This window comes from Bacillus sp. FSL W7-1582 (assembly GCF_038593325.1).
Taxonomy (GTDB): domain Bacteria; phylum Bacillota; class Bacilli; order Bacillales; family Bacillaceae; genus Bacillus; species Bacillus altitudinis.
The window spans coordinates 2,308,428-2,330,145 of sequence record NZ_CP151987.1 but is presented as its reverse complement, the minus strand read 5'-3'; the positions used below and the strand labels follow the sequence as shown (position 1 = coordinate 2,330,145).

Here is a 21,718-nt window from a genome sequence, read left to right as displayed (position 1 = left end):
TTTTGATGGATGCATCATCAATTTTAAACATCGCAGCAGGAGCGTGCGATGATAAACGGGCAGAGGATATTATTGCCCTGAATATGCAAGGGATCTCACTTGTTGCAGATTATTTTCTCATTTGTCACGGGAATTCTGACAAACAAGTACAGGCCATTGCAAGAGAAGTGAAACACCTTGCAGAAGAAGGCGGCATCGAAGTCAAAAAGATGGAAGGCTTTGACGAAGCAAGATGGGTATTGATTGATCTAGGAGATGTCATTGCTCATGTGTTCCACAAAGAGGAAAGAGGATACTATAACTTAGAGAAGCTTTGGGGAGATGCGCCGAGAGAAACACTTTCGCTTGGCATTAACTCATGATTTATCAAGGGTTTGCAGGTGTGTATGATGAGCTCATGACACATGCCCCTTATGATGAATGGGTTCAGTGGATACAGCGGTATATCAAGCCAAATAGTGCGATTATCGATGTAGGTTGTGGAACTGGAGAGATCTCTCTTCGGTTAGCTGCAAAAGGCCACATGGTCACAGGAATTGACCTAAGTGAAGAGATGCTGGCATTTGCGCAGCAAAAAGCACAGGCTCATAAGCAGTCTATTCAATTTTTACATCAAGATATGAGAGAGCTTGAGGGGTTTGAACAAACTTTTCAAGCAGCGGTTATTTGTTGTGATTCTTTGAATTATCTAAAAAACGAAAATGACGTCAAAAAAACCTTTAAAAACATGTTTCAGCTTTTAGAGACAGGTGGGGTTTTATTGTTTGATGTTCATACCCCTTATAAAATGGAAGAGGTATTTCCTGGCTCTACTTATGTCGATCAAGATGAAGAAATCAGCTACATTTGGCAGAGTGATAAAGGGGATGACCCATATTCGGTTATTCATGATTTAAGCTTTTTTGTAAAAGACGGAGACGTGTATGAGCGTTATGATGAAACGCACGAACAACGTACATTTCCTTTTGAAACTTATGCAGCGTTCCTTGAGTCCGCTGGCTTTGAACAGATTGAAGTGACCGCTGATTTTACAAATGAAGCACCTCAGGAATTGGCCGAAAGGTATTTTATTTCAGCGAAGAAACCAAAAACCATCGTTTAATGGACGATGGTTTTTTTAAAACCCTTTTTTCGCTTGTTGCGAACATGTTTAATTTCTGAGATCATCAGTAAACACACTCGGTGGGTATTGATGCGCAACCGCTTCTACATCCTCATCGAACTTGTCATGAGTGTTCTGGAAAAGCTGATGGAACATATCTTGAACACCTGCTTCAAGTGCTTTAATGCCCTCGCCGGTGACGCCGCCTTTTACACACACCTTCTGTTGCAGTGTCGGCAGGGTATACACCCTTTTTTCAATCAAACGGCCAAGTCCTACAAGCATATCTTCTGATAAGGTGGTGGCTTCTTCTTTTGAAATATCCGTTTCTTCAACAGCGGCTTCAATCATTTTCTGAACAAGAAAGCTAATAAAGGCAGGACCGCAGCTGACAATATCTGAGGCTGCTCGTGTGATTGAATGATGAATTTCTATTGGTGTTGAAATGCGGGAAGCGAGTTGTCTGAGCGCTGCTTTTGTCGTGACATTGCATGATGAACCAAATGTTAAAAGTGATGCGCCTGATAATGCGCGGTTGGTGATGCTTGGGATCAGTCTGGCTGTTTGACAAGGAACAATGTCTTGAAGCTGTTCAGGATGAACCGGACTTGTAATGATGACAATGGTTTGCTGTTCTTTTAAAAGTGGGCTCAGCTCTTTTAAAAGCGGATAAATATCAAGTGGTTTGACACAAACAAAGATGAAATCTTTATCTGTTACAGCTCCTGAAAGCTGTTTCGTCACTTCGACCTCTGGGTGATTCTTTTTTATATTGAACGCTTTTTCGATGGTCCGATTTGTAATGGTGATGGATGAGGGATTGACTGCTTTTGATTCAATAAATGCCTCAGTAAGTATGGTACCCATGTTTCCTGTACCGATTAACCCTATATTCAAACGTTCTCCCTCCTTAGACGCATAGGATCTGTTATCTTCTAAACAGTATGTGAAGCAGCGTGAAAATATGATTGAAAGAAGCGTGAACAAGTGAAGCAGCTCATTTCGTTGAAAAAATACAGATTTTATCTGATAGCGGGCATCATCATCCTCCTCATCATCTGTTTCTGCTTTTTAGTAGGAAAAGAGAAAGGCAGCGCTGAGCCAAGTGTATTGAAAGAACAACATGAAACGCGGGTCACATTAGAAGAAAAACAAGAGAGTGCAGAAAAAGAGCCAACATCCATCGTAGTAGAGGTCAAAGGAGCTGTACGGAAGCCTGGCGTTTATGCATTTATGGCTGAGGACAGAGTTGAAGAAGCCATTAAAAGAGCAGGTGGTTTTACGAGCAAGGCAGATACAGTTGACATCAATCAAGCAGCAAAATTAGAGGACAGTATGATGATTTATGTACGAAAGAAGGGGGAAGGTGACAAGCAGGGACAAACAGCAGCGGCTAATGCGCCGCCGGGAAATGAACAGAGCCAAGGGGTGAATGTCAATCAAGCTGATGCAGCGGAATTGCAGACCATTAACGGAATAGGCCCAGCCAAAGCGGAAGCCATCATTGCGTATAGAGAAGAACATGGAGAATTTCAGCAAATTGAAGATTTGCGGAATATTTCGGGTTTTGGAGAGAAGACCATTGAACGGCTGAAAAATCAACTGACGGTTAAGTAGAATTGACGGTATAGAAGAAAGGCATGTACACTTAATACCAACCATCATTCTGGAGGGATCAGCTCGTGGAGAGAATTTCATGGAATCAATATTTTATGGCTCAAAGCCATTTGCTTGCCTTGCGAAGCACCTGTGAGCGGCTAGCTGTTGGGGCAACGATCGTAAGAGACAAGCGCATCATTGCAGGTGGATATAATGGATCCATTGCCGGCGACGTACATTGTGCAGATGTAGGATGCTATGTGATAGATCATCACTGCGTTCGTACAATCCATGCGGAGATGAACGCTATTTTACAATGTGCCAAATTTGGTGCACCAACGGCTGATGCTGAAATATATGTGACGCATTTTCCTTGCTTGCAGTGCTGTAAAGCGATTATTCAAGCAGGTATTCGAACAGTGTATTATGCGAAGGATTATAAAAATCATCCATATGCTGTTGATTTATTTGAACAGGCCGGAGTTCAAACAGAACAGGTTGAACTAGATGAGATGATTATTGACTTAAAAAACCAAGAAAAATTAGCCTTTGTTGCGGATTTAATAGGCAAACTAAGTGAATCAGGACGTAGCGAAACAGAAATTCGTCAAATGCATGAAAAGGCGAATCAATTATTTACTTCCTATGTTTAAGTATTTGCCGTTCGGGGCGATTTCAGCAGCTGTTGGAATTGCTCTGGCCGCATATCATCTTCATCTGTATTTTCTCCTTTTTCTTCTTGTATGTCTTCTTTTCAGTCTGCTGAAAAAAACACCCCAGCTCTTTCTAATGGTCAGTTTGTGTGGAATGATCTATATGCTCATTTTTATGGTGCATCAGTCTTTTGAAACGGATCATCCTGTACAAGAAAAAGCATTTTCTCATTCGGTTGTGATTGAAACGATCCCGAAAATAGATGGCAATCGCTTTTCAGCGACTGTTTCATCAGAGAATCGTCGACTAGCGGCATTTTATACGATTCAAACAGAGCGTGAAAAAGAAGCACTAAAAGATGTTGGGCCAGGTATGAGCTGTCATATGACAGGTGAGATGCGGTTGCCTAAACATGCAACCATACCGAATGGCTTTCAATATGATCAATTTCTAAAAACAAAAGGCATTGATGCTATTTTCTTAACGCAGTCTATGAAAAGCTGCACGAAACATGACAGCCCTTCACATGACCTTTCATCTATTAGGCAGAAGGGGTTGAAATTTCTAGAAGATCACGTTCCGAAGAATTCTGTTGGGATTGTGCAGGCACTTATTTTTGGCGATCGTGATTTAATAGACCCTGATACATTAAGAGATTATCAAATGCTTGGCATCATTCATTTATTAGCCATTTCAGGACTTCATGTTCAAACATTGCTCGCTTGTCTATTTTGGTGTCTACTTCGCGCTGGCGTGACAAGAGAGACAGCGCGTATTCTTTTATTATCCTTTTTGCCGGTTTATGCTTGTTTAACAGGTGCTGCACCGTCTGTGTTAAGAGCCTGTCTCATGGCTGGAATTTATTTAGTCATCACAAGTCTGCCAAAAGAAATGAAACAGCCTTCTGCGGTCGTGTTAAGTGCAGCGTTCTTGCTTTTATTAGCCATTCAACCACTTTATATATTTGATGTCGGTTTTCAACTGTCATTTGTGGTGACCTTATTTATTTTGCTATCCACTAGTATTTTATCAAAAGCAAAAAGTTCGGTGATGCAGTTATTCCTCATTTCCTTGATTGCACAGCTTGCTTCGCTTCCTGTTCTTTTATATTATTTTCAACAATTTTCCTTGCTGAGTGTTCCTTTAAATATGATGTTTGTTCCTTTTTATACAATGGTTGTCATGCCTCTGTCCTTATTCTTTTTTCTTTTATCTATCATTTATCTTCCGCTTGGACAAACACTGTTTCAGCTGCTTGATTGGGTGATCCAGTTTAGTCATCAATTGTCTGCACACATGGCTGCTTACGATAGTCTTACTCTCATTTTTATGAAATCGACATGGTGGCATGTGCTCCTAGAGGTTTCCTCCATTGTTTTTCTATTCATTGTGATGGAATGTAAAACTTCTATCAAATCTTATCTTGTGCCGATTTTGATTCTCGTTTGTGTGCTGTCTGTACACTATTTCACGCCGAATTTTCTTCAAAAAGGAGAGGTCACGATGTTAGATGTAGGACAAGGGGATAGTTTGTTTATTCAGCTACCTTATCGAACCGGGCATATATTAGTTGATACAGGAGGCAGGCTTTCTTTTGAAGAAGAGCCATGGAAAAAAAGACGTAAAGTATCTACAATTGGGGATCAAACCCTTATTCCATTTCTGCATTCTAAAGGCATAGCAAAACTTGATGTCCTCATCCTTACCCACGCAGATCAAGATCACATGGGAGAAGCGATGCGGTTAATAAAGCGAAATAAAGTCAAACGCCTTGCAATCCCAAAAGGCTTTGCTCGAAATCCAGAGGATGCGCAGCTTTTAAAGGAAGCGGCTGATCAACGGATTCCTGTAGATGAGTTGGAAAGAGGGGATCAGCTGAGAATTGGAGGACAAAAATTTGACGTTCTGCATCCAGCTCGTGACCAGGTGACGAGTAAAAATAATGATTCACTGGTCCTCACCTTTACGCTTGGCGGCAAGCGTTTTATGCTGACTGGGGATCTTGAACAAGAAGGGGAACGAGACATCATTCAAGCTTACCCCAAGCTACGAGCGGATGTCTTGAAGGTTGGGCATCACGGGAGTAAAGGATCAACAAGTGAAGAATGGCTTCAGCATTTGAATCCGTCATATGCACTGATTTCAGCAGGTGAACGAAATCGGTATCTGCATCCTCATCAAGAAGTTTTGAAAAAATTAAATGATCATCAAACAAGGGTGTATCGTACAGATATCGATGGAAGTGTGACCTATGAATTTCTTGAAGAGGATGGAACATTTTACGCTCATCCTCCATATGATATCTTACAAAATCAATAAAAAAACTGCCAAAACGGCAGTCATCTTGCATTCATGTAGTTAAGATCCAACGAGGTGTATCACAGTTGCCAAAATAAACATTGAGGCGAAAAATCCGAATGTGACGATAAAACCAACAGCTGAGTCGGTCACATCATTCCGCTTGCTTTGAACATTCTTTTCAAATTCATTCATTTTCATCCCTCCTGGCTATTTTTAGTATACTTGAACTCATTTGGAATTGCTAGAAGGTAAAGTAACCGTTTTCCATTTTCATGATCATTTTGTGAATATCGTCTGACTGTAAGCTGACCCGGGAGCTTACGTGAGACGTTTACTATAAATGAGGAGGCGGCACTTTCAGCTTCCTCTTTACTAATGTCTCTACACACTTTAGGATAGAGGAGGAAGTGAAAGAGAGGGATTTAAGCGAATGGTCTTTGAAGTATGGAACAATTTAAAAAAAGGGGATATTCACCCCGTTTATTGCTTATATGGAAAAGAAACGTATTTACTTCAAGAGACAGCTGCAAAATTGAGACAAGCTGTCGTCGACGAAGAAACAAAGGATTTTAATTACTCTGTCTTCGATATGGAAGAGGTGCCGCTTGAGCAGGCTGTGACGGACGCAGAAACATTTCCGTTTATGGGAGAGCGGCGTCTCGTTGTGATCAAGAACCCTTATTTCCTCACTGCAGAAAAGAAAAAAGAAAAGATCGAGCATCAGCTTTCTGTGTTAGAAGCTTATTTAGAAAAGCCAGCACCCTACACGATTCTCGTGTTATTGGCCCCATATGAAAAACTGGACGAACGTAAGAAAATCACCAAATTGTTAAAAAAGAAAGCGGCTGTAGTTGAGGCGAAAGAGTTAAATCCGAAAGAAACAACAGATTTCACCATCACGCTGGTGAAAACAGAAGGAAAAACAATCTCGGCTGAAGCGGCAGAACAGCTTGTCATGTTATGTGGCGGGAGCCTGTCCTCACTTTTTCAAGAGGTTCGAAAGCTAAGTACATATATTGGGCAGCGAGAGGAAATTGAGCTGGCGGATGTCAATCAGCTCGTTGCACGAAGTTTGGAGCAGAATATTTTCGAACTGATTAACCAAATCGTGAACAGGCGCCGGTCTGAAGCGATGCAAATGTTTTATGACCTCCTAAAGCAAAATGAGGAACCCATTAAAATATTGGCACTCATTTCAAATCAATTTCGGTTGATATTGCAGACAAAGTACTTTGCTCAGCAGGGATACGGGCAAAAACAAATTGCGTCAAACCTGAAAGTCCACCCTTTTCGGGTCAAACTCGCGATGGATCAGGCAAGACTGTTTTCAGAAGAAGAGCTAAAGTACATCGTCAAAGAGCTCTCCACGATTGATTATGAAATGAAAACGGGTAAAAAGGACAAGCAGCTATTATTAGAATTGTTCCTGCTTCGGTTATTAGGGGCTTGAACATAAAAAAACGACCTTCTCAAAAGAGGGTCGTTTTTGTTTAGATGTATAATTGCCAGTCTGTCCTTATGGCTGAGCCGTTCAGGACGGACGTACAGTTAAACAGGTGCCTCATCACTGAGGCGTTGCAAACATTATGCAGAAAGTCCGTTTACTTGTTTCGCAAGTCTTGATTTGTAACGCGCAGCTGCGTTTTTGTGTACAAGACCAGTTTTAACGGCTTTGTCAATGCGTTTTGCAGCAGAAGAAAGAGCAGCTTTTGCTTGCTCAGCATCGTTGTTAGCTACAGAAACTTCAACTTGTTTAATCGCAGTACGCATCGCAGACTTGATTGTTGCGTTGTGTGCACGGCGTTCGTTATTCGTTTTTGTACGTTTGATCGCTGATTTAATATTTGGCATGTGTTTCACCTCCTAAGATACAACCTAAACACAATTGTCTTAAGGTTAAATCTTCACAATAGAACAAATTGTATTCTATCAAACACACCTTTAGAATGCAATATAAATGTAAAGTATTTTTCATTGATGAAGCGCTCGAATGTTTCTTGAACGAGATGGAAAGACTACTGTTAATTACTTGATGGAAGGAGCCTTTTCATGAAGAAACAGAAACTCGATTTAAGCGCTTATCAAATCCGGACCGATTTGGCCGTTGAAACAAAAGAGATACTAGAACAAGAGAACGATCCGAATGTGGTCAAAAAGGACGGTATTCAAGGAATTGTTGAGAAGGAGAAGGAAGAGCACGGCATCCGCATCCGCACTGTGGAGATTACGACAGAAGGAGAAGAGTTGACCGGAAAAAAGGCAGGGACATACTTGACGCTTGAGGCGCAAGGAATTCGGGAGAAAGACTCTGAGATGCAAGAAAAAGTGGTCGAAGTTTTTGCCCATCATTTTGCTCAGTTTTTAAAAGATCACGGCATTCAGGCAGATGCGAGCTGTCTTGTCGTAGGACTCGGAAACTGGAATGTCACGCCGGATGCTTTAGGGCCGCTCACAGTTGAAAATTTGCTGGTGACACGCCACTTATTTGAATTACAGCCTGAGAATGTGCAGGAAGGCTATCGCCCAGTGTCTTCATTATCGCCTGGAGTCATGGGACTGACTGGTATAGAAACAAGTGACATTATACAAGGTGTCATTGAACGATCTAAACCAGATTTTGTGATCGCCATCGATGCACTGGCTGCACGTGCAGTAGAACGGGTGAATACGACAATTCAAATTTCTGATACAGGTATACATCCAGGATCGGGTGTCGGAAATAAACGAAAAGAATTAAGCAAAGAGACCTTGGGGATTCCAGTCATTGCCATTGGTGTACCGACAGTGGTCGATGCAGTCACGATCGCAAGTGACACGATTGATTACGTGTTAAAGCATTTTGGTAGAGAACTGAAAGATGATAGACCTTCCCGATCTTTAGTACCAGCGGGTCTGACATTTGGCAAGAAAAAAGTGCTGAATGAAGAAGATTTGCCAGATGATGAAACGCGTCAATCCTTTTTAGGAATCGTCGGAATGCTTCCTGAAGAAGAAAAAAGACAGTTGATCCATGAGGTGCTTGCACCGCTTGGACAAAATCTAATGGTCACACCGAAGGAAGTGGATACATTCATTGATGACATGGCGAACGTCCTCGCCAATGGGTTAAATACAGCACTTCATCAAAAAATCTCTCAAGACAACATGGGTTCCTATAATCATTAATCAGTTCTACTTTCTCTAGCTCGCTCATAGTGTAATTACTAGAAAGCGTGCTGGAGGGAGTAAATCATGAAAAAAAGACCTCGCCGTCCTCGACAGTTGGTCGTTGCGATTAATGGAACAAAAGTAGTGAAGAGTATTTTTTTGTTTATTGTCTCTCTGGTGGTTGTGTTTGTCATGTCAGGGGCTTTGACGTCTTTAAAACCTGAGCTTAGGCCTCAAGCGTCATTATATGGTGTGGCAGATGAGCTGTCAGGGGCATTCTTTGCAACTCTAATGGGGATGGAAAATCAATATTTTGCCTCAGCAGTCCCTGAAGATCAAAAAGGATTTCATTTCTCCGGGCTGTCACTCAAACTTGCCACAAGTATCAATTTAGAAGACCCCCGCAGTTTTCTAGGAAGAGAGCTGCCAGGCTTTGAACACTTTGATACAAAAATCATCCTAGCAGGTGAAGGTACAGACTATACGAATATGCCAATGGAATCGCCGCCTCCAAGTGAAGTCATCAAAGATGAAAAAGAAGCAAATCTAGCTGAGCTGGACAAGCTTGATGAAGATGAACCGAAAACGCCTGCAAAAGAGCCGGACCAGTCGACAGGAAAACGAAAAGCTGTGTACATTTATCACACACATAATACGGAATCATATTTACCATTTTTAAAAGGAGAAACAAACCCAAACAATGCGCGCCACTCAAAAGTGAACGTCACCCTTGTCGGGGAGATGTTTGGTAAAGCGCTCGATCAGCAAGGAATCGGCAATACAGTGGATAAAACAGAAATTGAAAAAAGACTGCTGAAAAAAGGGTTGAAGTATCCTCAATCATATAATGAATCCAGATTGGTTGTAAAAGAAGCTCTCGCTAAAAATGATGACCTAGATTACTTAATCGATATTCACCGGGATTCAAGAAGAAAGAAAGATACGACAGTAGAAATCAAAGGCAAGAAATATGCGAGAATCGCTTTTGTTGTAGGGAAGAAAAATCAAAGCTATGAGAAAAACTTAAAGCTGGCGACAGAGTTCCACCATTTGATGGAGAAAAAATATAAAGGACTTAGTGTCGGTGTGTTTGCCAAAGGAGAAATTGGTGATAATGGAATCTATAATCAAGATTTATCTGACAAAGCCCTCCTATTAGAATTTGGCGGTGTGGATAATAATATGGAAGAACTGAAAAACGCATCCAATGCAGCAGCTGATGTGTTCAGTGAAATTTTCTGGGACGCAGAAAAGGTAGACGGCAAAGCAAAGGATGAGAAAAAACGGTCTTAAGGTGGTGGAGGACATGGGCTCATTTATCGGAAAAACCATTATTTTATCGCTCGTATTGCTATTCGGTGTCTTTTTAGGAATGCAGCAAGCCAATAATGGCATGCTGCAAATGAAAGGGTATCATGATCCACAATTAAAAGGGGCCTTCACTGTGCAAACGAATGATGATCAAGAAAAAGAAGCTTCTATCCTCGGAACAGCTGTCACACAAAAGGACTTAGCAGAAAAACAAAAGCAGCTAGAAGAAATGGAGAGCTTTAATGCCTTCTCTAAGGCCGGAAAAGCATTATCAGATGGTATGACGCATGCAGCCCGTACACTTTATGATTGGGTGAATGGTAAATAAACTGTTGTAAGCATCATGTTGGATGTTATTTCATAAGATATCACACCTTTTCGCAAAAGCCGCTAACCGATGAGCGGCTTTTCTTGATTTCGATTGAATCTTTACAGCCCTATTGATATAATCTAACCTAGCGCAACCCGCGTTTTATAGTAGGAGTGATAGATTGTGACAGATAAAGAAAAACGATTAGAACGGCAATCAAGAATTCGAAATTTCTCCATTATCGCCCATATTGACCATGGGAAATCCACATTGGCTGACCGTATTTTGGAAAAAACAGCGGCGATTACGCAACGAGAAATGAAAGAACAATTACTTGATTCCATGGACTTAGAGCGTGAACGCGGCATTACGATCAAATTAAACTCTGTCCAGCTGAAATATCAGGCAAAGGATGGAGAAGAATATATTATGCACCTGATTGATACACCAGGGCATGTCGACTTCACCTATGAGGTATCTCGAAGCCTAGCTGCCTGTGAAGGTGCAATTCTTGTGGTGGATGCAGCACAAGGCATTGAAGCACAGACACTAGCGAACGTTTATTTAGCTCTTGATAACAACTTAGAAATCCTGCCGATCATTAACAAAATTGATCTGCCGAGTGCAGAACCTGAACGTGTAAGACAAGAAATTGAAGATGTCATCGGGTTGGATGCATCTGAAGCTGTTCTTACCTCTGCTAAGGCGGGCATCGGGATCGAGGATATTTTAGAACAAATCGTCGAAAAGGTGCCGGCACCAGCTGGAGATCCGGAAGCACCACTTCAAGCCCTCATTTTTGATTCTCTCTACGATGCGTATCGTGGCGTCATTGCTTACATACGAATTGTCGAAGGAACCGTCAAACCGGGTCAAAAAATCAAGATGATGGCGACAGGCAAAGAATTTGAAGTGCTTGAAGTCGGCGTATTTACACCGAAAGCAATGCCAACAGACGAACTCACTGTTGGAGATGTTGGCTATTTAACAGCTGCCATTAAAAACGTTGGTGATACACGAGTAGGGGATACGATCACAAGTGCGGTAAACCCTGCGAAAGAAGCTCTGCCTGGATATAGAAAGCTGAACCCAATGGTGTACTGCGGCCTTTATCCAATTGACACAGCGAAATATAACGACTTGCGTGAAGCGTTAGAAAAGCTTGAATTAAATGATTCTTCACTTCAATATGAGGCAGAGACATCCCAAGCACTTGGCTTCGGCTTCCGCTGCGGCTTCCTTGGCATGCTTCATATGGAAATCATCCAAGAACGGATTGAACGTGAATTTAAAATCGACCTTATTACGACAGCGCCAAGTGTTATTTACGATGTGTATATGACAGACGGAGAAAAAATCGTCGTAGATAACCCATCCAATTTGCCTGATCCGCAAAAGATTGAGCGAATTGAAGAGCCATACGTGAAGGCAACAATGATGGTGCCAAATGATTATGTTGGTTCTGTGATGGAGCTTTGCCAAGGAAAGCGCGGCAATTTCATTGATATGCAATATCTTGATGCAAACCGCGTAAGTATTGTGTACGAAATTCCTCTGGCAGAGATCGTATACGAATTCTTTGATCAATTAAAGTCCAATACAAAAGGGTATGCATCCTTTGATTACGAGCTGATCGGCTATCGCCCATCCACTCTAGTGAAAATGGATATCATGCTTAATGGCGAAAAAATCGATGCGCTTTCCTTTATTGTTCACCGCGATTATGCATATGAACGCGGAAAGATCATTGTAGAAAAGCTGAAAGAACTAATTCCGCGCCAGCACTTTGAAGTACCAGTTCAGGCAGCGATCGGTCAAAAGATTGTTGCTCGGTCTACCATTAAAGCAATGCGCAAGAACGTACTAGCGAAGTGTTATGGTGGAGATATTTCCCGGAAAAGAAAGCTTCTTGAGAAGCAAAAAGAAGGGAAAAAGCGCATGAAGCAAGTGGGTTCTGTAGAAGTCCCACAAGAAGCATTTATGGCCGTGCTGAAAATGGACGACAGCACACCGAAAAAATAACATCCTCAAGGCAACCTGCTTTACAATGCTCGCCTTGACGTTTATAGTCGAAAACAAACGAAGAGGCCGCAGCGATAAACTGCGGCTCTTTACCTGTAAAGAAGGTGTCAACAAATGAAAGCAGCATACATTCACATTCCATTTTGTGAGCACATTTGTCACTATTGTGATTTTAATAAATTTTTCATTAAAACCCAGCCGGTCGATGAATACTTAGCCGCTCTTGAAAAAGAAATGCAGCACACGATCGATCAAAAAGGGGAGCAAGAACTAAAGACGATCTTTATTGGCGGGGGAACCCCGACATCACTGACAACCAGCCAATTAGATCAGCTTATGGACAGCATTCACCGCGTATTAAAACCAACCAAAAACTTAATCGAGTTTGCAGTAGAAGCAAACCCAGACGAACTATCGCTTGAGAAATTGAATGTCTTAAAATCAGCAGGCGTTAATCGGCTGAGCTTTGGTGTTCAAACATTTGAAGATGACCTGCTCAAAAAAATCGGACGGGTTCATCAAAAGAAAGATGTTCTCACGTCTTTCGAGCGAGCAAGAGCAGTTGGGTTTGACAACATTAGTCTTGATCTGATGTTTGGTTTGCCTCACCAAGAGAAGCATCATGTCATGCATTCACTAGAGACCGCTTTTTCATTAGGTGCAGAACATTATTCGGTTTATTCACTGATTGTCGAGCCAAAGACGGTCTTTTACAATTTGATGCAAAAAGGGAAACTGCATTTACCACCGCAAGAACGTGAGGCTGAAATGTATGAGCTCGTCATGGATGAAATGGAGCGGCACGGACTCAAACAATATGAGATTAGCAATTACGCCAAACCAGGTTTTGAAAGCCAGCATAACCTCACCTATTGGAGCAACGAAGATTACTTTGGTTTTGGCGCAGGAGCGCACGGGTATGTAGATGGCGTCCGTAATGTGAACGCTGGACCAGTGAAGCATTACTTAGAGCTCATTGAACAAACAGGGTTTCCATATAAGGAAACGCATCAGGTGACAAAAGCAGAACAGATCGAAGAAGAAATGTTCTTAGGTTTGCGGAAAATTGAAGGCGTGAAAAGTGCTCACTTTCAAGCGAAATTTGGAGCATCACCAGAAGCACTCTTTCCCGCCATTCTTGAAGAATTAGCAGAAAAAGGTCTCATTGAACAGGATGAGATTGGCATTCGTTTAACAAGAAAAGGAAAATTGTTAGGGAATGAAGTATTTCAAGCGTTTCTCGGTGAGTTATAATTGACATTTTAATTTGAGTTTGGTAATTTTGTTTATACAATTAGCACTCGTTGAAAGAGAGTGCTAACAGGGGTGATGATGATGTTAACAAATCGTCAGCTTTTGATTCTACAAGTCATTATTAATGACTTTATTCGTTCGGCGCAGCCAGTTGGATCAAGGACTCTTTCCAAAAAAGAAGACATTACATTCAGCTCTGCGACGATTAGAAACGAAATGGCTGATTTGGAGGAACTCGGTTTTATTGAAAAGACCCATTCTTCATCAGGAAGAATTCCTTCCGAAAAAGGATATCGTTATTATGTAGATCATTTGCTCTCTCCGCGAAAACTGTCATCTAAAGAGCTTGTGCTCATCCAGTCAGTTTTTCAGGAGAAAATTTTTGAGCTGGAAAAAACAGTTCAAAAATCGGCGGAAATTTTATCAGATCTCACAAACTACACATCGATTGTCCTTGGTCCAAAGCTAAGTGAAAATCGATTGAAGCAAATTCAGCTTGTCCCTGTCCAGCCTAATAAAGCAGTAGCGATTATGATTACAGACAGCGGGCATGTTGAAAACAAAACCATTACCTTCTCTGAGCATCTTGATGTCTCCGATATTGAGAAGCTAATGAATATTTTAAACAGCCGCTTAGCCGGAGTCCCGATGGATCAGCTGAAGGACAGGATGTATAAAGAAGTAGTGATGCTCCTTCGCACGCATTTAAAAGACTATGATCATATTTTAGATGCACTTGGTAACACATTCACTTCAACACAAAATGAATCAAAACTTTTCTTTGGCGGGAAGATTAATATGTTGAACCAGCCAGAGTTTCATGACATTGACCGCATTCGTTCACTCATGATGCTGATTGAACAAAAGAACGATGTCATGCAGCTGTTTCATCCAAATCAGCAAGGAATCACCATTAAAATCGGTTCAGAAAACAATTTGGAAGCAATGGAGAACTGCAGTTTAATCACAGCAACTTATGCGATTGATCAAAAATCACTCGGCTCCATCGCTGTCATTGGTCCAACCCGTATGGATTACGGGCGAGTCGTTAGTCTTTTGCATCATGTATCAAAAGACTTGTCAAACGCACTTTCCAATTTGTATGATGAGTAGGGTGATAAAAGATGGGGGCACAGCCCCTTCGTATAATTGAATCTTTTGAGGGAGGTGAACACAATGTCAGAAGAAAAACAGACACCTGAGCAAGCAGCAGAGGTTGAAGCACAAGAAGAAGCAGTTCAAGCAGAAACTGAGGAAGTAAAGCACGATGAACAGTCTGCCTTCCAAGAGAAGATTGATGAATTGCAGCAGCTTCTAGATGAAAAAGAAAACAAAATTCTGCGTGTTCAAGCAGATTTTGAAAACTATAAACGCCGTGCTCGAACTGAAGTGGAGACCGTGCAAAAATATCGTTCTCAACATGTTGTCAGCGACCTTCTCCCAGCTCTCGACAACTTTGAAAGAGCGCTTGGAATCGATCCAGACAATGAGCAGACGAAAAGTTTGTTAGAAGGTATGCAAATGGTTTACCGCCAGCTGGTAGAAGCGTTGAAAAATGAAGGCGTTGAACCAATTGAAGCTGTCGGCAAAGAGTTCGATCCAAACCTTCATCAAGCCGTCATGCAAGTTGAAGATGAAAACTACGATTCAAACATCGTTGTAGAAGAATTGCAAAAGGGCTATAAACTCAAAGACCGAGTTATTCGTCCATCAATGGTAAAAGTAAATCAATAACTACATAATGGGAGGTCATCGAATATGAGTAAAATCATTGGTATTGACTTAGGAACAACAAACTCATGCGTTGCAGTACTCGAAGGCGGCGAGCCAAAAGTTATTGCAAACGCTGAAGGAGCACGTACAACACCATCTGTTGTCGCTTTTAAAAATGGAGAGCGCCAAGTAGGTGAAGTAGCGAAGCGTCAATCAATTACAAACCCGAACACCATCATGTCTGTTAAAAGACATATGGGTACAGATTATAAAGTAGAAGTTGAAGGCAAGAACTACACGCCGCAGGAAATCTCTGCAATTATTCTTCAACACCTTAAATCTTACGCTGAAGCTTATCTTGGCGAAGAAGTAACAAAAGCGGTTATTACAGTTCCTGCTTACTTCAACGATGCAGAGCGCCAAGCAACAAAAGATGCTGGTAAAATTGCTGGTCTTGAAGTAGAACGTATCATCAACGAACCAACAGCAGCTGCACTTGCTTATGGTTTAGATAAAACAGATGAAGATCAAACGATCCTTGTATATGACCTTGGCGGCGGTACATTTGACGTATCAGTCCTTGAGCTTGGAGACGGCGTCTTTGAAGTACGCTCAACTGCTGGGGACAACCGTCTAGGTGGAGACGATTTTGACCAAGTCATCATCGATCATCTAGTGGCTGAATTCAAAAAAGAAAACGGCATTGATCTTTCAAAAGATAAAATGGCGCTTCAGCGTTTAAAAGATGCTGCTGAAAAAGCGAAAAAAGATCTTTCTGGTGTATCTTCTACACAAATCTCACTGCCATTTATCACAGCTGGAGATGCAGGTCCTCTTCACCTAGAATTAACGCTAACGCGTGCTAAATTCGAAGAGCTTTCTGCAGACCTTGTAGAGCGTACAATGACACCTGTACGTCAATCACTGAAAGATGCTGGTCTATCTGCTAGCGAGATTGATAAAGTTATCCTTGTTGGTGGATCAACTCGTATTCCTGCAGTACAAGAAGCAATCAAAAAAGAAACAGGTAAAGAGCCTCATAAAGGCGTAAACCCTGATGAAGTGGTTGCACTTGGTGCGGCAATTCAAGGTGGAGTTATCACAGGAGATGTCAAAGACGTTGTTCTTCTTGACGTCACACCACTTTCTTTAGGAATTGAAACAATGGGCGGCGTATTCACAAAGCTGATTGAACGTAATACAACGATTCCAACAAGTAAATCTCAAGTATTCTCAACGGCTGCTGACAACCAAACTGCTGTAGACATTCACGTCTTACAAGGTGAGCGTCCAATGGCAGCAGACAACAAAACATTAGGTCGTTTCCAATTGACTGATATCCCGCCAGCACCACGCGGCGTACCACAAATCGAAGTATCTTTTGATATCGATAAAAACGGTATTGTCAACGTACGTGCGAAAGATATGGGTACAGGCAAAGAGCAAAACATCACAATCAAATCTTCTTCAGGTCTTTCTGATGATGAGATCGAAAAAATGGTCAAAGAAGCAGAAGAAAATGCTGAAGCAGATGCAAAGAAAAAAGAAGAAATCGAAGTGCGCAATGAAGCAGATCAATTAGTGTTTACAACAGAAAAAACATTAAAAGATCTTGAAGGCAAAATCGATGAAGAGCAAGTGAAAAAAGCGAATGATGCAAAAGATGCGCTAAAAGCTGCGATCGAAAAAGGCGAGCTTGAAGACATCAAAGCGAAAAAAGATGAGCTACAAACAATCGTTCAAGAATTAACGACAAAGCTCTATGAAGAAGCTGCAAAACAAGCACAAGCTCAGCAAGAAGGCGCTGAAGGTGCTCAAAAAGCAGATGACAATGTAGTGGATGCAGAATACGAAGAAGTAAACGACGATCAAGAGAAAAAATAATCACCTTTACTTTTGAAAAAGACTGCTGAAACGTACTCGTCAGAAAGTCAAAGTCAGGATCTCTTGGCTTTGACTTTTTTCTTTTCAACGATGAAAAGGAATTGAAAAAGATCAATTTAAAATGATACAATCGTATTTATGTGAGAAAATCGGGAGTGTGAAGAGATGAGTAAGCGTGATTACTATGAAGTGCTTGGCGTGAGTAAGAGCGCCTCAAAGGACGAAATCAAAAAGGCATACCGCAAGCTTTCAAAAAAGTATCACCCTGATATTAATAAAGAAGCTGGCTCAGATGATAAATTCAAAGAAGTAAAAGAAGCCTATGAAACCCTTTCTGACGATCAAAAGCGTTCACATTATGACCAGTTCGGTCACACCGATCCAAACCAAGGATTTGGTGGCGGCGGATTTGGCGGTGGAGGAGACTTTGGCGGCTTCGGCGGCTTTGATGACATCTTCTCTAGTATTTTTGGCGGCGGAGCCAGAAGAAGAGATCCAAATGCACCGCGTCAAGGAGCGGACCTTCAATATACAATGACCCTTTCATTTGAAGAAGCGGCATTTGGGAAAGAAGCAACGATCGAGATTCCCCGCGAGGAATCATGTGAAACGTGTCATGGATCAGGTGCAAAACCTGGAACACAGGCGAAGACATGCTCACATTGCGGCGGATCAGGTCAACTAAATGTCGAGCAATCCACGCCATTTGGTAAAGTAGTCAACCGCAGAGTATGTAACTACTGTAGCGGAACTGGTAAACAAATTGAACATAAGTGTTCAACATGTGGTGGATCTGGTAAAGTGCGTAAGCGTAAGAAAATCAATGTGACGATCCCAGCAGGTGTGGACGATGGTCAGCAGCTTAGAGTATCTGGTCAAGGTGAACCAGGTGTAAATGGAGGACCTCCAGGCGATCTATTTGTTGTTTTCCATGTGAGGGCGCATGAATTCTTCGAACGAGATGGAGATGACATCTACTGCGAAATGCCGCTTACCTTTGCGCAGGCTGCACTAGGTGATGAAATTGAAGTGCCGACATTACATGGGAAAGTCAAATTAAAAGTTCCTGCGGGCACACAAACGGGTACGAAGTTTAGACTCAAAGGAAAAGGTGTAAAAAATGTACGCGGTTATGGTCAAGGCGATCAGCATATCGTTGTACGCGTCGTAACACCGACGAATTTAACTGAAAATCAAAAAGATATCATTAGAAAATTTGCTGAAGTGAGCGGAAATAAACCGGACGAACAAGAAATGAGCTTTTTCGATAAGGTGAAACGCGCATTTAAAGGCGAGTAAGACGGATAAGGAGTTGGTAGTATTGAAGTGGTCAGAAATTAGCGTCCATACAACAAATGAAGCGGTGGAACCGATCACCAATATTTTGCATGAAGCAGGTGCAAGTGGTGTCGTGATTGAGGACCCGCTTGATTTAGTCAAGGAACGTGAAAATGTATACGGTGAGATCTACCAGCTCGATCCGAATGATTATCCTGAGGAAGGGGTTATCGTCAAAGCCTACCTTCCGATGAATAGCTTTTTGATGGAAACGGTAGATGAGATCAAAGAAGCCATCAACAATCTTCTTCTATATGATATTGACCTTGGACGAAATACACTGTCAATTTGTGAAGTAAACGAAGAAGAATGGGCGACTGCATGGAAGAAATACTATCATCCTGTGAAAATCTCTGAGAAATTTACCATCGTCCCAACATGGGAAGAGTACACACCTGTTCATTCTGATGAATTGATCATCGAAATGGACCCTGGAATGGCATTTGGAACCGGTACACATCCAACAACGGTTCTTTGCATTCAGGCGCTTGAGCGCTATGTGAAGGAAAACGACACGGTGATTGACGTTGGAACAGGATCTGGCATTTTAAGTGTTGCTGCTGCAATGCTCGGTGCAAAAGACATTCATGCATTTGATCTCGACACCGTTGCAGTGGAAAGTGCAAAGCAGAACATCGAATTAAATTGTGTGAGCGACCAAGTAACGGTAAAACAAAACAATTTACTTGATGGGATTTCAGGTGAACGCGATGTGATTGTGGCCAACATCCTTGCAGAGGTCATCTTGCGCTTTACAGATCAAGCGTATGATCTATTGAAGAAAGACGGTTACTTTATTACATCAGGCATTATCGGACAAAAGAAATTACAAGTCAAAACGGCTTTAGAAGAAGCCGGTTTTGAGATTGTTGAAGTGCTGTCAATGGAAGATTGGGTCAGCATTATAGCGAAAAAATAAAGCGAGTAGGTGTCAGGACACGTATGCAACGATATTTTATCGACCTCACAAAAGAAGAAGTGACGGAAAAGGGAAACATCGTCATAAAGGGTGAAGATGTTCATCACCTTGCAAACGTCATGCGGATGAAAGCAGGAGAAGACATCCTTTGCTTAACGACAGACGGCTTTGAAGCGCTCAGTAAAATTGATACAATAACAAAGGAAGAAGTGATTTGTCACTTGGAAGGCTGGACGAATCAGAATCGAGAACTTCCGATCAAGGTGACGATTGCAAGCGGTCTGCCAAAAGGGGATAAGCTTGAATGGATTATCCAAAAAGGCACCGAGCTTGGCGCAAGTGCTTTTATTCCGTTTCAAGCGACTCGTTCGATTACAAAACTTGACCAAAAAAAGTCATTAAAAAAACGAGATCGCTGGGAAAAAATTGCGAAAGAAGCTGCCGAGCAGTCTTACCGGAATATCATTCCGCGCGTTCATCCAGTATCAACATTTAAAGAGCTGATTCAACTGGCCGGTGAATTCGATAAATGTGTCGTTGCATACGAAGAATCATCGAAAGAAGGCGAGCAAAGCCGGTTTCAAACGGTGCTCCAACAGATGAAGGGCGGACAAACCTTATTAGTGGTTTTTGGTCCAGAAGGCGGTTTAGCAGAAAAGGAGATTGAAGAACTTGAAGCGCATGGTGCAGTCATTTGCGGGCTTGGACCACGCATTTTAAGAACAGAAACAGCTCCTCTTTACGCGCTTTCTGCTATATCTTATCAAACAGAGTTATTAAGAGGTGAATCATGATGGGAACAGTAGCGTTCCATACACTTGGCTGTAAGGTCAATCACTACGAAACAGAAGCCATCTGGCAACTGTTTAAAGAAGCTGGCTATGAAAGAAAAGATTATGAATCAAAAGCAGACGTATATGTCATTAATACATGTACCGTCACCAATACAGGCGATAAAAAAAGCCGCCAAGTCATTAGAAGAGCCATTCGTCATAATCCGGATGGTGTCATTTGTGTAACAGGCTGTTACGCACAAACGTCTCCGGCAGAAATCATGGCGATTCCTGGTGTTGATATTGTGGTTGGCACACAAGACAGACATAAACTGCTTGGTTATATTGAAGAATACAGAAGAGAAAGACAGCCGATCAATGGAGTTGGCAATATCATGAAAGCACGGGTCTTTGAAGAACTAGATGTTCCTGCGTTTACTGACAGAACACGTGCTTCATTAAAAATCCAAGAAGGCTGTAACAATTTCTGTACATTCTGCATTATCCCTTGGGCTCGCGGATTACTGCGTTCTCGCGATCCAGAAGAAGTCATCAATCAAGCGCAGCAGCTTGTCGATGCTGGCTACAAAGAAATTGTATTAACAGGTATTCATACAGGTGGATACGGTGAAGATTTAAAGGATTATAACTTTGCTAAGCTTCTGAAAGAATTAGATGAACGTGTGGCGGGATTAAAACGAATCCGCATTTCATCCATTGAAGCAAGTCAAATTACAGACGAAGTGATTGAAGTGCTCGATCAGTCAGATAAAATTGTGAGACACTTGCACATTCCGCTTCAATCTGGTTCTAATACTGTACTGAAAAGAATGCGCCGTAAATACACAATGGAATTCTTTGCAGAGCGTTTAACGAAGCTCAAAAAAGCATTGCCAGGTCTTGCTGTCACTTCAGATGTGATCGTTGGATTCCCAGGAGAAACAGAAGAAGAATTTATGGAAACATACAATTTTGTCAAAGACCATCAATTCTCTGAGCTCCATGTGTTCCCTTACAGCAAACGGACAGGTACGCCTGCTGCAAGAATGGAAGATCAAGTAGATGAGAATGTGAAAAACGAACGCGTTCACCGCCTCATTGCTCTTTCTGATCAGCTTGCGAAAGAATATGCATCGGCATATGAAGGCGACGTCTTAGAGATTATTCCAGAAGAATCCTTCAAAGAACAAGACGGAACGCACAATCTGTATGTAGGATATACTGATAACTACATGAAGGTCGTATTTGAAGGAACAGAAGACATGATCGGCCGTTTGGTGAAAGTGAAGATTACGAAAGCAGGTTATCCTTATAACGAAGGACAATTCGTCCGTATAAGTGATGACGTGCAGACGGATCAAGTGAGAATGACCTCATAATGAATGAAAAAC

The 21,718-nt window shown here is 41.8% G+C and carries 21 protein-coding genes; 18 read left to right on the top strand and 3 right to left on the bottom strand.

What is annotated here, in order from left to right; genetic code table 11:
- Positions 1–5 precede the first annotated feature (5 nt).
- A complete protein-coding gene (gene rsfS, locus NSQ11_RS12005; RefSeq protein WP_008342502.1) occupies positions 6–362 on the top strand; it encodes a ribosome silencing factor in 357 nt (118 codons plus the stop codon).
- Entirely contained in the window at positions 359–1,102 is a 744-nt protein-coding gene (locus NSQ11_RS12000) for a class I SAM-dependent methyltransferase (RefSeq protein WP_136944802.1), read from the top strand. The genes rsfS and NSQ11_RS12000 overlap by 4 nt, the downstream gene beginning before the upstream one ends.
- A 48-nt stretch (positions 1,103–1,150) precedes the next feature.
- Here NSQ11_RS12000 and comER read toward each other — a convergent pair whose 3' ends face one another.
- Positions 1,151–1,999: a late competence protein ComER gene (comER, locus tag NSQ11_RS11995; RefSeq protein WP_045034391.1), complete on the bottom strand. Its 849-nt coding sequence runs from the start codon at positions 1,997–1,999 to the stop codon at positions 1,151–1,153.
- A gap of 90 nt (positions 2,000–2,089) precedes the next feature.
- Between comER and NSQ11_RS11990 the strand changes: the two genes are divergently transcribed.
- The 3 genes from NSQ11_RS11990 to NSQ11_RS11980 all read left to right on the top strand — a co-directional run bounded on the left by NSQ11_RS11990 (position 2,090) and on the right by NSQ11_RS11980 (position 5,674).
- Complete coding sequence (locus tag NSQ11_RS11990) at positions 2,090–2,719, top strand: helix-hairpin-helix domain-containing protein (protein ID WP_008342497.1); 630 nt, start codon at positions 2,090–2,092, stop codon at positions 2,717–2,719.
- A 65-nt stretch (positions 2,720–2,784) separates the two neighbouring features.
- Positions 2,785–3,354 carry a ComE operon protein 2 gene (locus tag NSQ11_RS11985; RefSeq protein ID WP_008342495.1) on the top strand — a complete coding sequence of 190 codons (570 nt, stop codon included), beginning with the start codon at positions 2,785–2,787 and terminating at the stop codon, positions 3,352–3,354.
- Positions 3,347–5,674 carry a DNA internalization-related competence protein ComEC/Rec2 gene (locus tag NSQ11_RS11980; protein ID WP_035390859.1) on the top strand — a complete coding sequence of 776 codons (2,328 nt, stop codon included), beginning with the start codon at positions 3,347–3,349 and terminating at the stop codon, positions 5,672–5,674. Before NSQ11_RS11985 ends, NSQ11_RS11980 begins: the two co-directional genes overlap by 8 nt.
- A 39-nt stretch (positions 5,675–5,713) precedes the next feature.
- Here NSQ11_RS11980 and NSQ11_RS11975 read toward each other — a convergent pair whose 3' ends face one another.
- Positions 5,714–5,848 carry a YqzM family protein gene (locus tag NSQ11_RS11975; protein WP_008342491.1) on the bottom strand — a complete coding sequence of 45 codons (135 nt, stop codon included), beginning with the start codon at positions 5,846–5,848 and terminating at the stop codon, positions 5,714–5,716.
- Positions 5,849–6,086: 238 nt separating this feature from the next.
- Here NSQ11_RS11975 and holA point away from each other — a divergent pair, with 238 nt between their 5' ends.
- Positions 6,087–7,106 carry a DNA polymerase III subunit delta gene (gene holA / locus NSQ11_RS11970; protein WP_017358025.1) on the top strand — a complete coding sequence of 340 codons (1,020 nt, stop codon included), beginning with the start codon at positions 6,087–6,089 and terminating at the stop codon, positions 7,104–7,106.
- 134 nt (positions 7,107–7,240) lie between these two features.
- On the opposite strand, the gene rpsT is transcribed toward holA, so the two are convergent.
- Entirely contained in the window at positions 7,241–7,507 is a 267-nt protein-coding gene (rpsT, locus tag NSQ11_RS11965; RefSeq protein ID WP_008342485.1) for a 30S ribosomal protein S20, read from the bottom strand.
- 198 nt (positions 7,508–7,705) lie between these two features.
- Between rpsT and gpr the strand changes: the two genes are divergently transcribed.
- The 12 genes from gpr to mtaB all read left to right on the top strand — a co-directional run bounded on the left by gpr (position 7,706) and on the right by mtaB (position 21,706).
- The gene (gene gpr / locus NSQ11_RS11960) at positions 7,706–8,821 is read left to right on the top strand and encodes a GPR endopeptidase (RefSeq protein WP_035390857.1); all 1,116 of its coding nucleotides are present in this window, start codon (positions 7,706–7,708) and stop codon (positions 8,819–8,821) included.
- 66 nt (positions 8,822–8,887) lie between these two features.
- Positions 8,888–10,096 (top strand): stage II sporulation protein P, encoded by a 1,209-nt coding sequence (locus tag NSQ11_RS11955; protein ID WP_007501337.1) that lies wholly within the window; start codon positions 8,888–8,890, stop codon positions 10,094–10,096.
- Positions 10,097–10,109: 13 nt separating this feature from the next.
- The gene (locus NSQ11_RS11950) at positions 10,110–10,442 is read left to right on the top strand and encodes a YqxA family protein (protein WP_017358024.1); all 333 of its coding nucleotides are present in this window, start codon (positions 10,110–10,112) and stop codon (positions 10,440–10,442) included.
- 165 nt (positions 10,443–10,607) lie between these two features.
- On the top strand, positions 10,608–12,446 hold the full coding sequence (lepA, locus tag NSQ11_RS11945; protein WP_008342476.1) for a translation elongation factor 4: 1,839 nt from the start codon (positions 10,608–10,610) through the stop codon (positions 12,444–12,446).
- A 114-nt stretch (positions 12,447–12,560) separates the two neighbouring features.
- Positions 12,561–13,700 (top strand): radical SAM family heme chaperone HemW, encoded by a 1,140-nt coding sequence (hemW, locus tag NSQ11_RS11940; protein ID WP_035390855.1) that lies wholly within the window; start codon positions 12,561–12,563, stop codon positions 13,698–13,700.
- Positions 13,701–13,781: 81 nt separating this feature from the next.
- Positions 13,782–14,813, top strand: a complete 1,032-nt coding sequence (gene hrcA / locus NSQ11_RS11935) for a heat-inducible transcriptional repressor HrcA (protein WP_008342473.1) — start codon at positions 13,782–13,784, stop codon at positions 14,811–14,813.
- A 63-nt stretch (positions 14,814–14,876) separates the two neighbouring features.
- Positions 14,877–15,434, top strand: a complete 558-nt coding sequence (grpE, locus tag NSQ11_RS11930; protein ID WP_008342471.1) for a nucleotide exchange factor GrpE — start codon at positions 14,877–14,879, stop codon at positions 15,432–15,434.
- Between the two features lie 24 nt (positions 15,435–15,458).
- Positions 15,459–17,297, top strand: coding sequence for a molecular chaperone DnaK (dnaK, locus tag NSQ11_RS11925; protein WP_008342469.1), 1,839 nt, complete (start codon positions 15,459–15,461; stop codon positions 17,295–17,297).
- Between the two features lie 165 nt (positions 17,298–17,462).
- The gene (dnaJ, locus tag NSQ11_RS11920) at positions 17,463–18,596 is read left to right on the top strand and encodes a molecular chaperone DnaJ (RefSeq protein ID WP_008342467.1); all 1,134 of its coding nucleotides are present in this window, start codon (positions 17,463–17,465) and stop codon (positions 18,594–18,596) included.
- Positions 18,597–18,618: 22 nt separating this feature from the next.
- Positions 18,619–19,554, top strand: coding sequence for a 50S ribosomal protein L11 methyltransferase (gene prmA, locus NSQ11_RS11915; protein WP_342501111.1), 936 nt, complete (start codon positions 18,619–18,621; stop codon positions 19,552–19,554).
- A gap of 23 nt (positions 19,555–19,577) precedes the next feature.
- The gene (locus NSQ11_RS11910; RefSeq protein WP_035390848.1) at positions 19,578–20,348 is read left to right on the top strand and encodes a 16S rRNA (uracil(1498)-N(3))-methyltransferase; all 771 of its coding nucleotides are present in this window, start codon (positions 19,578–19,580) and stop codon (positions 20,346–20,348) included.
- The gene (mtaB, locus tag NSQ11_RS11905) at positions 20,348–21,706 is read left to right on the top strand and encodes a tRNA (N(6)-L-threonylcarbamoyladenosine(37)-C(2))-methylthiotransferase MtaB (protein WP_017367626.1); all 1,359 of its coding nucleotides are present in this window, start codon (positions 20,348–20,350) and stop codon (positions 21,704–21,706) included. The genes NSQ11_RS11910 and mtaB overlap by 1 nt, the downstream gene beginning before the upstream one ends.
- The last annotated feature ends 12 nt before the right edge of the window (positions 21,707–21,718 follow it).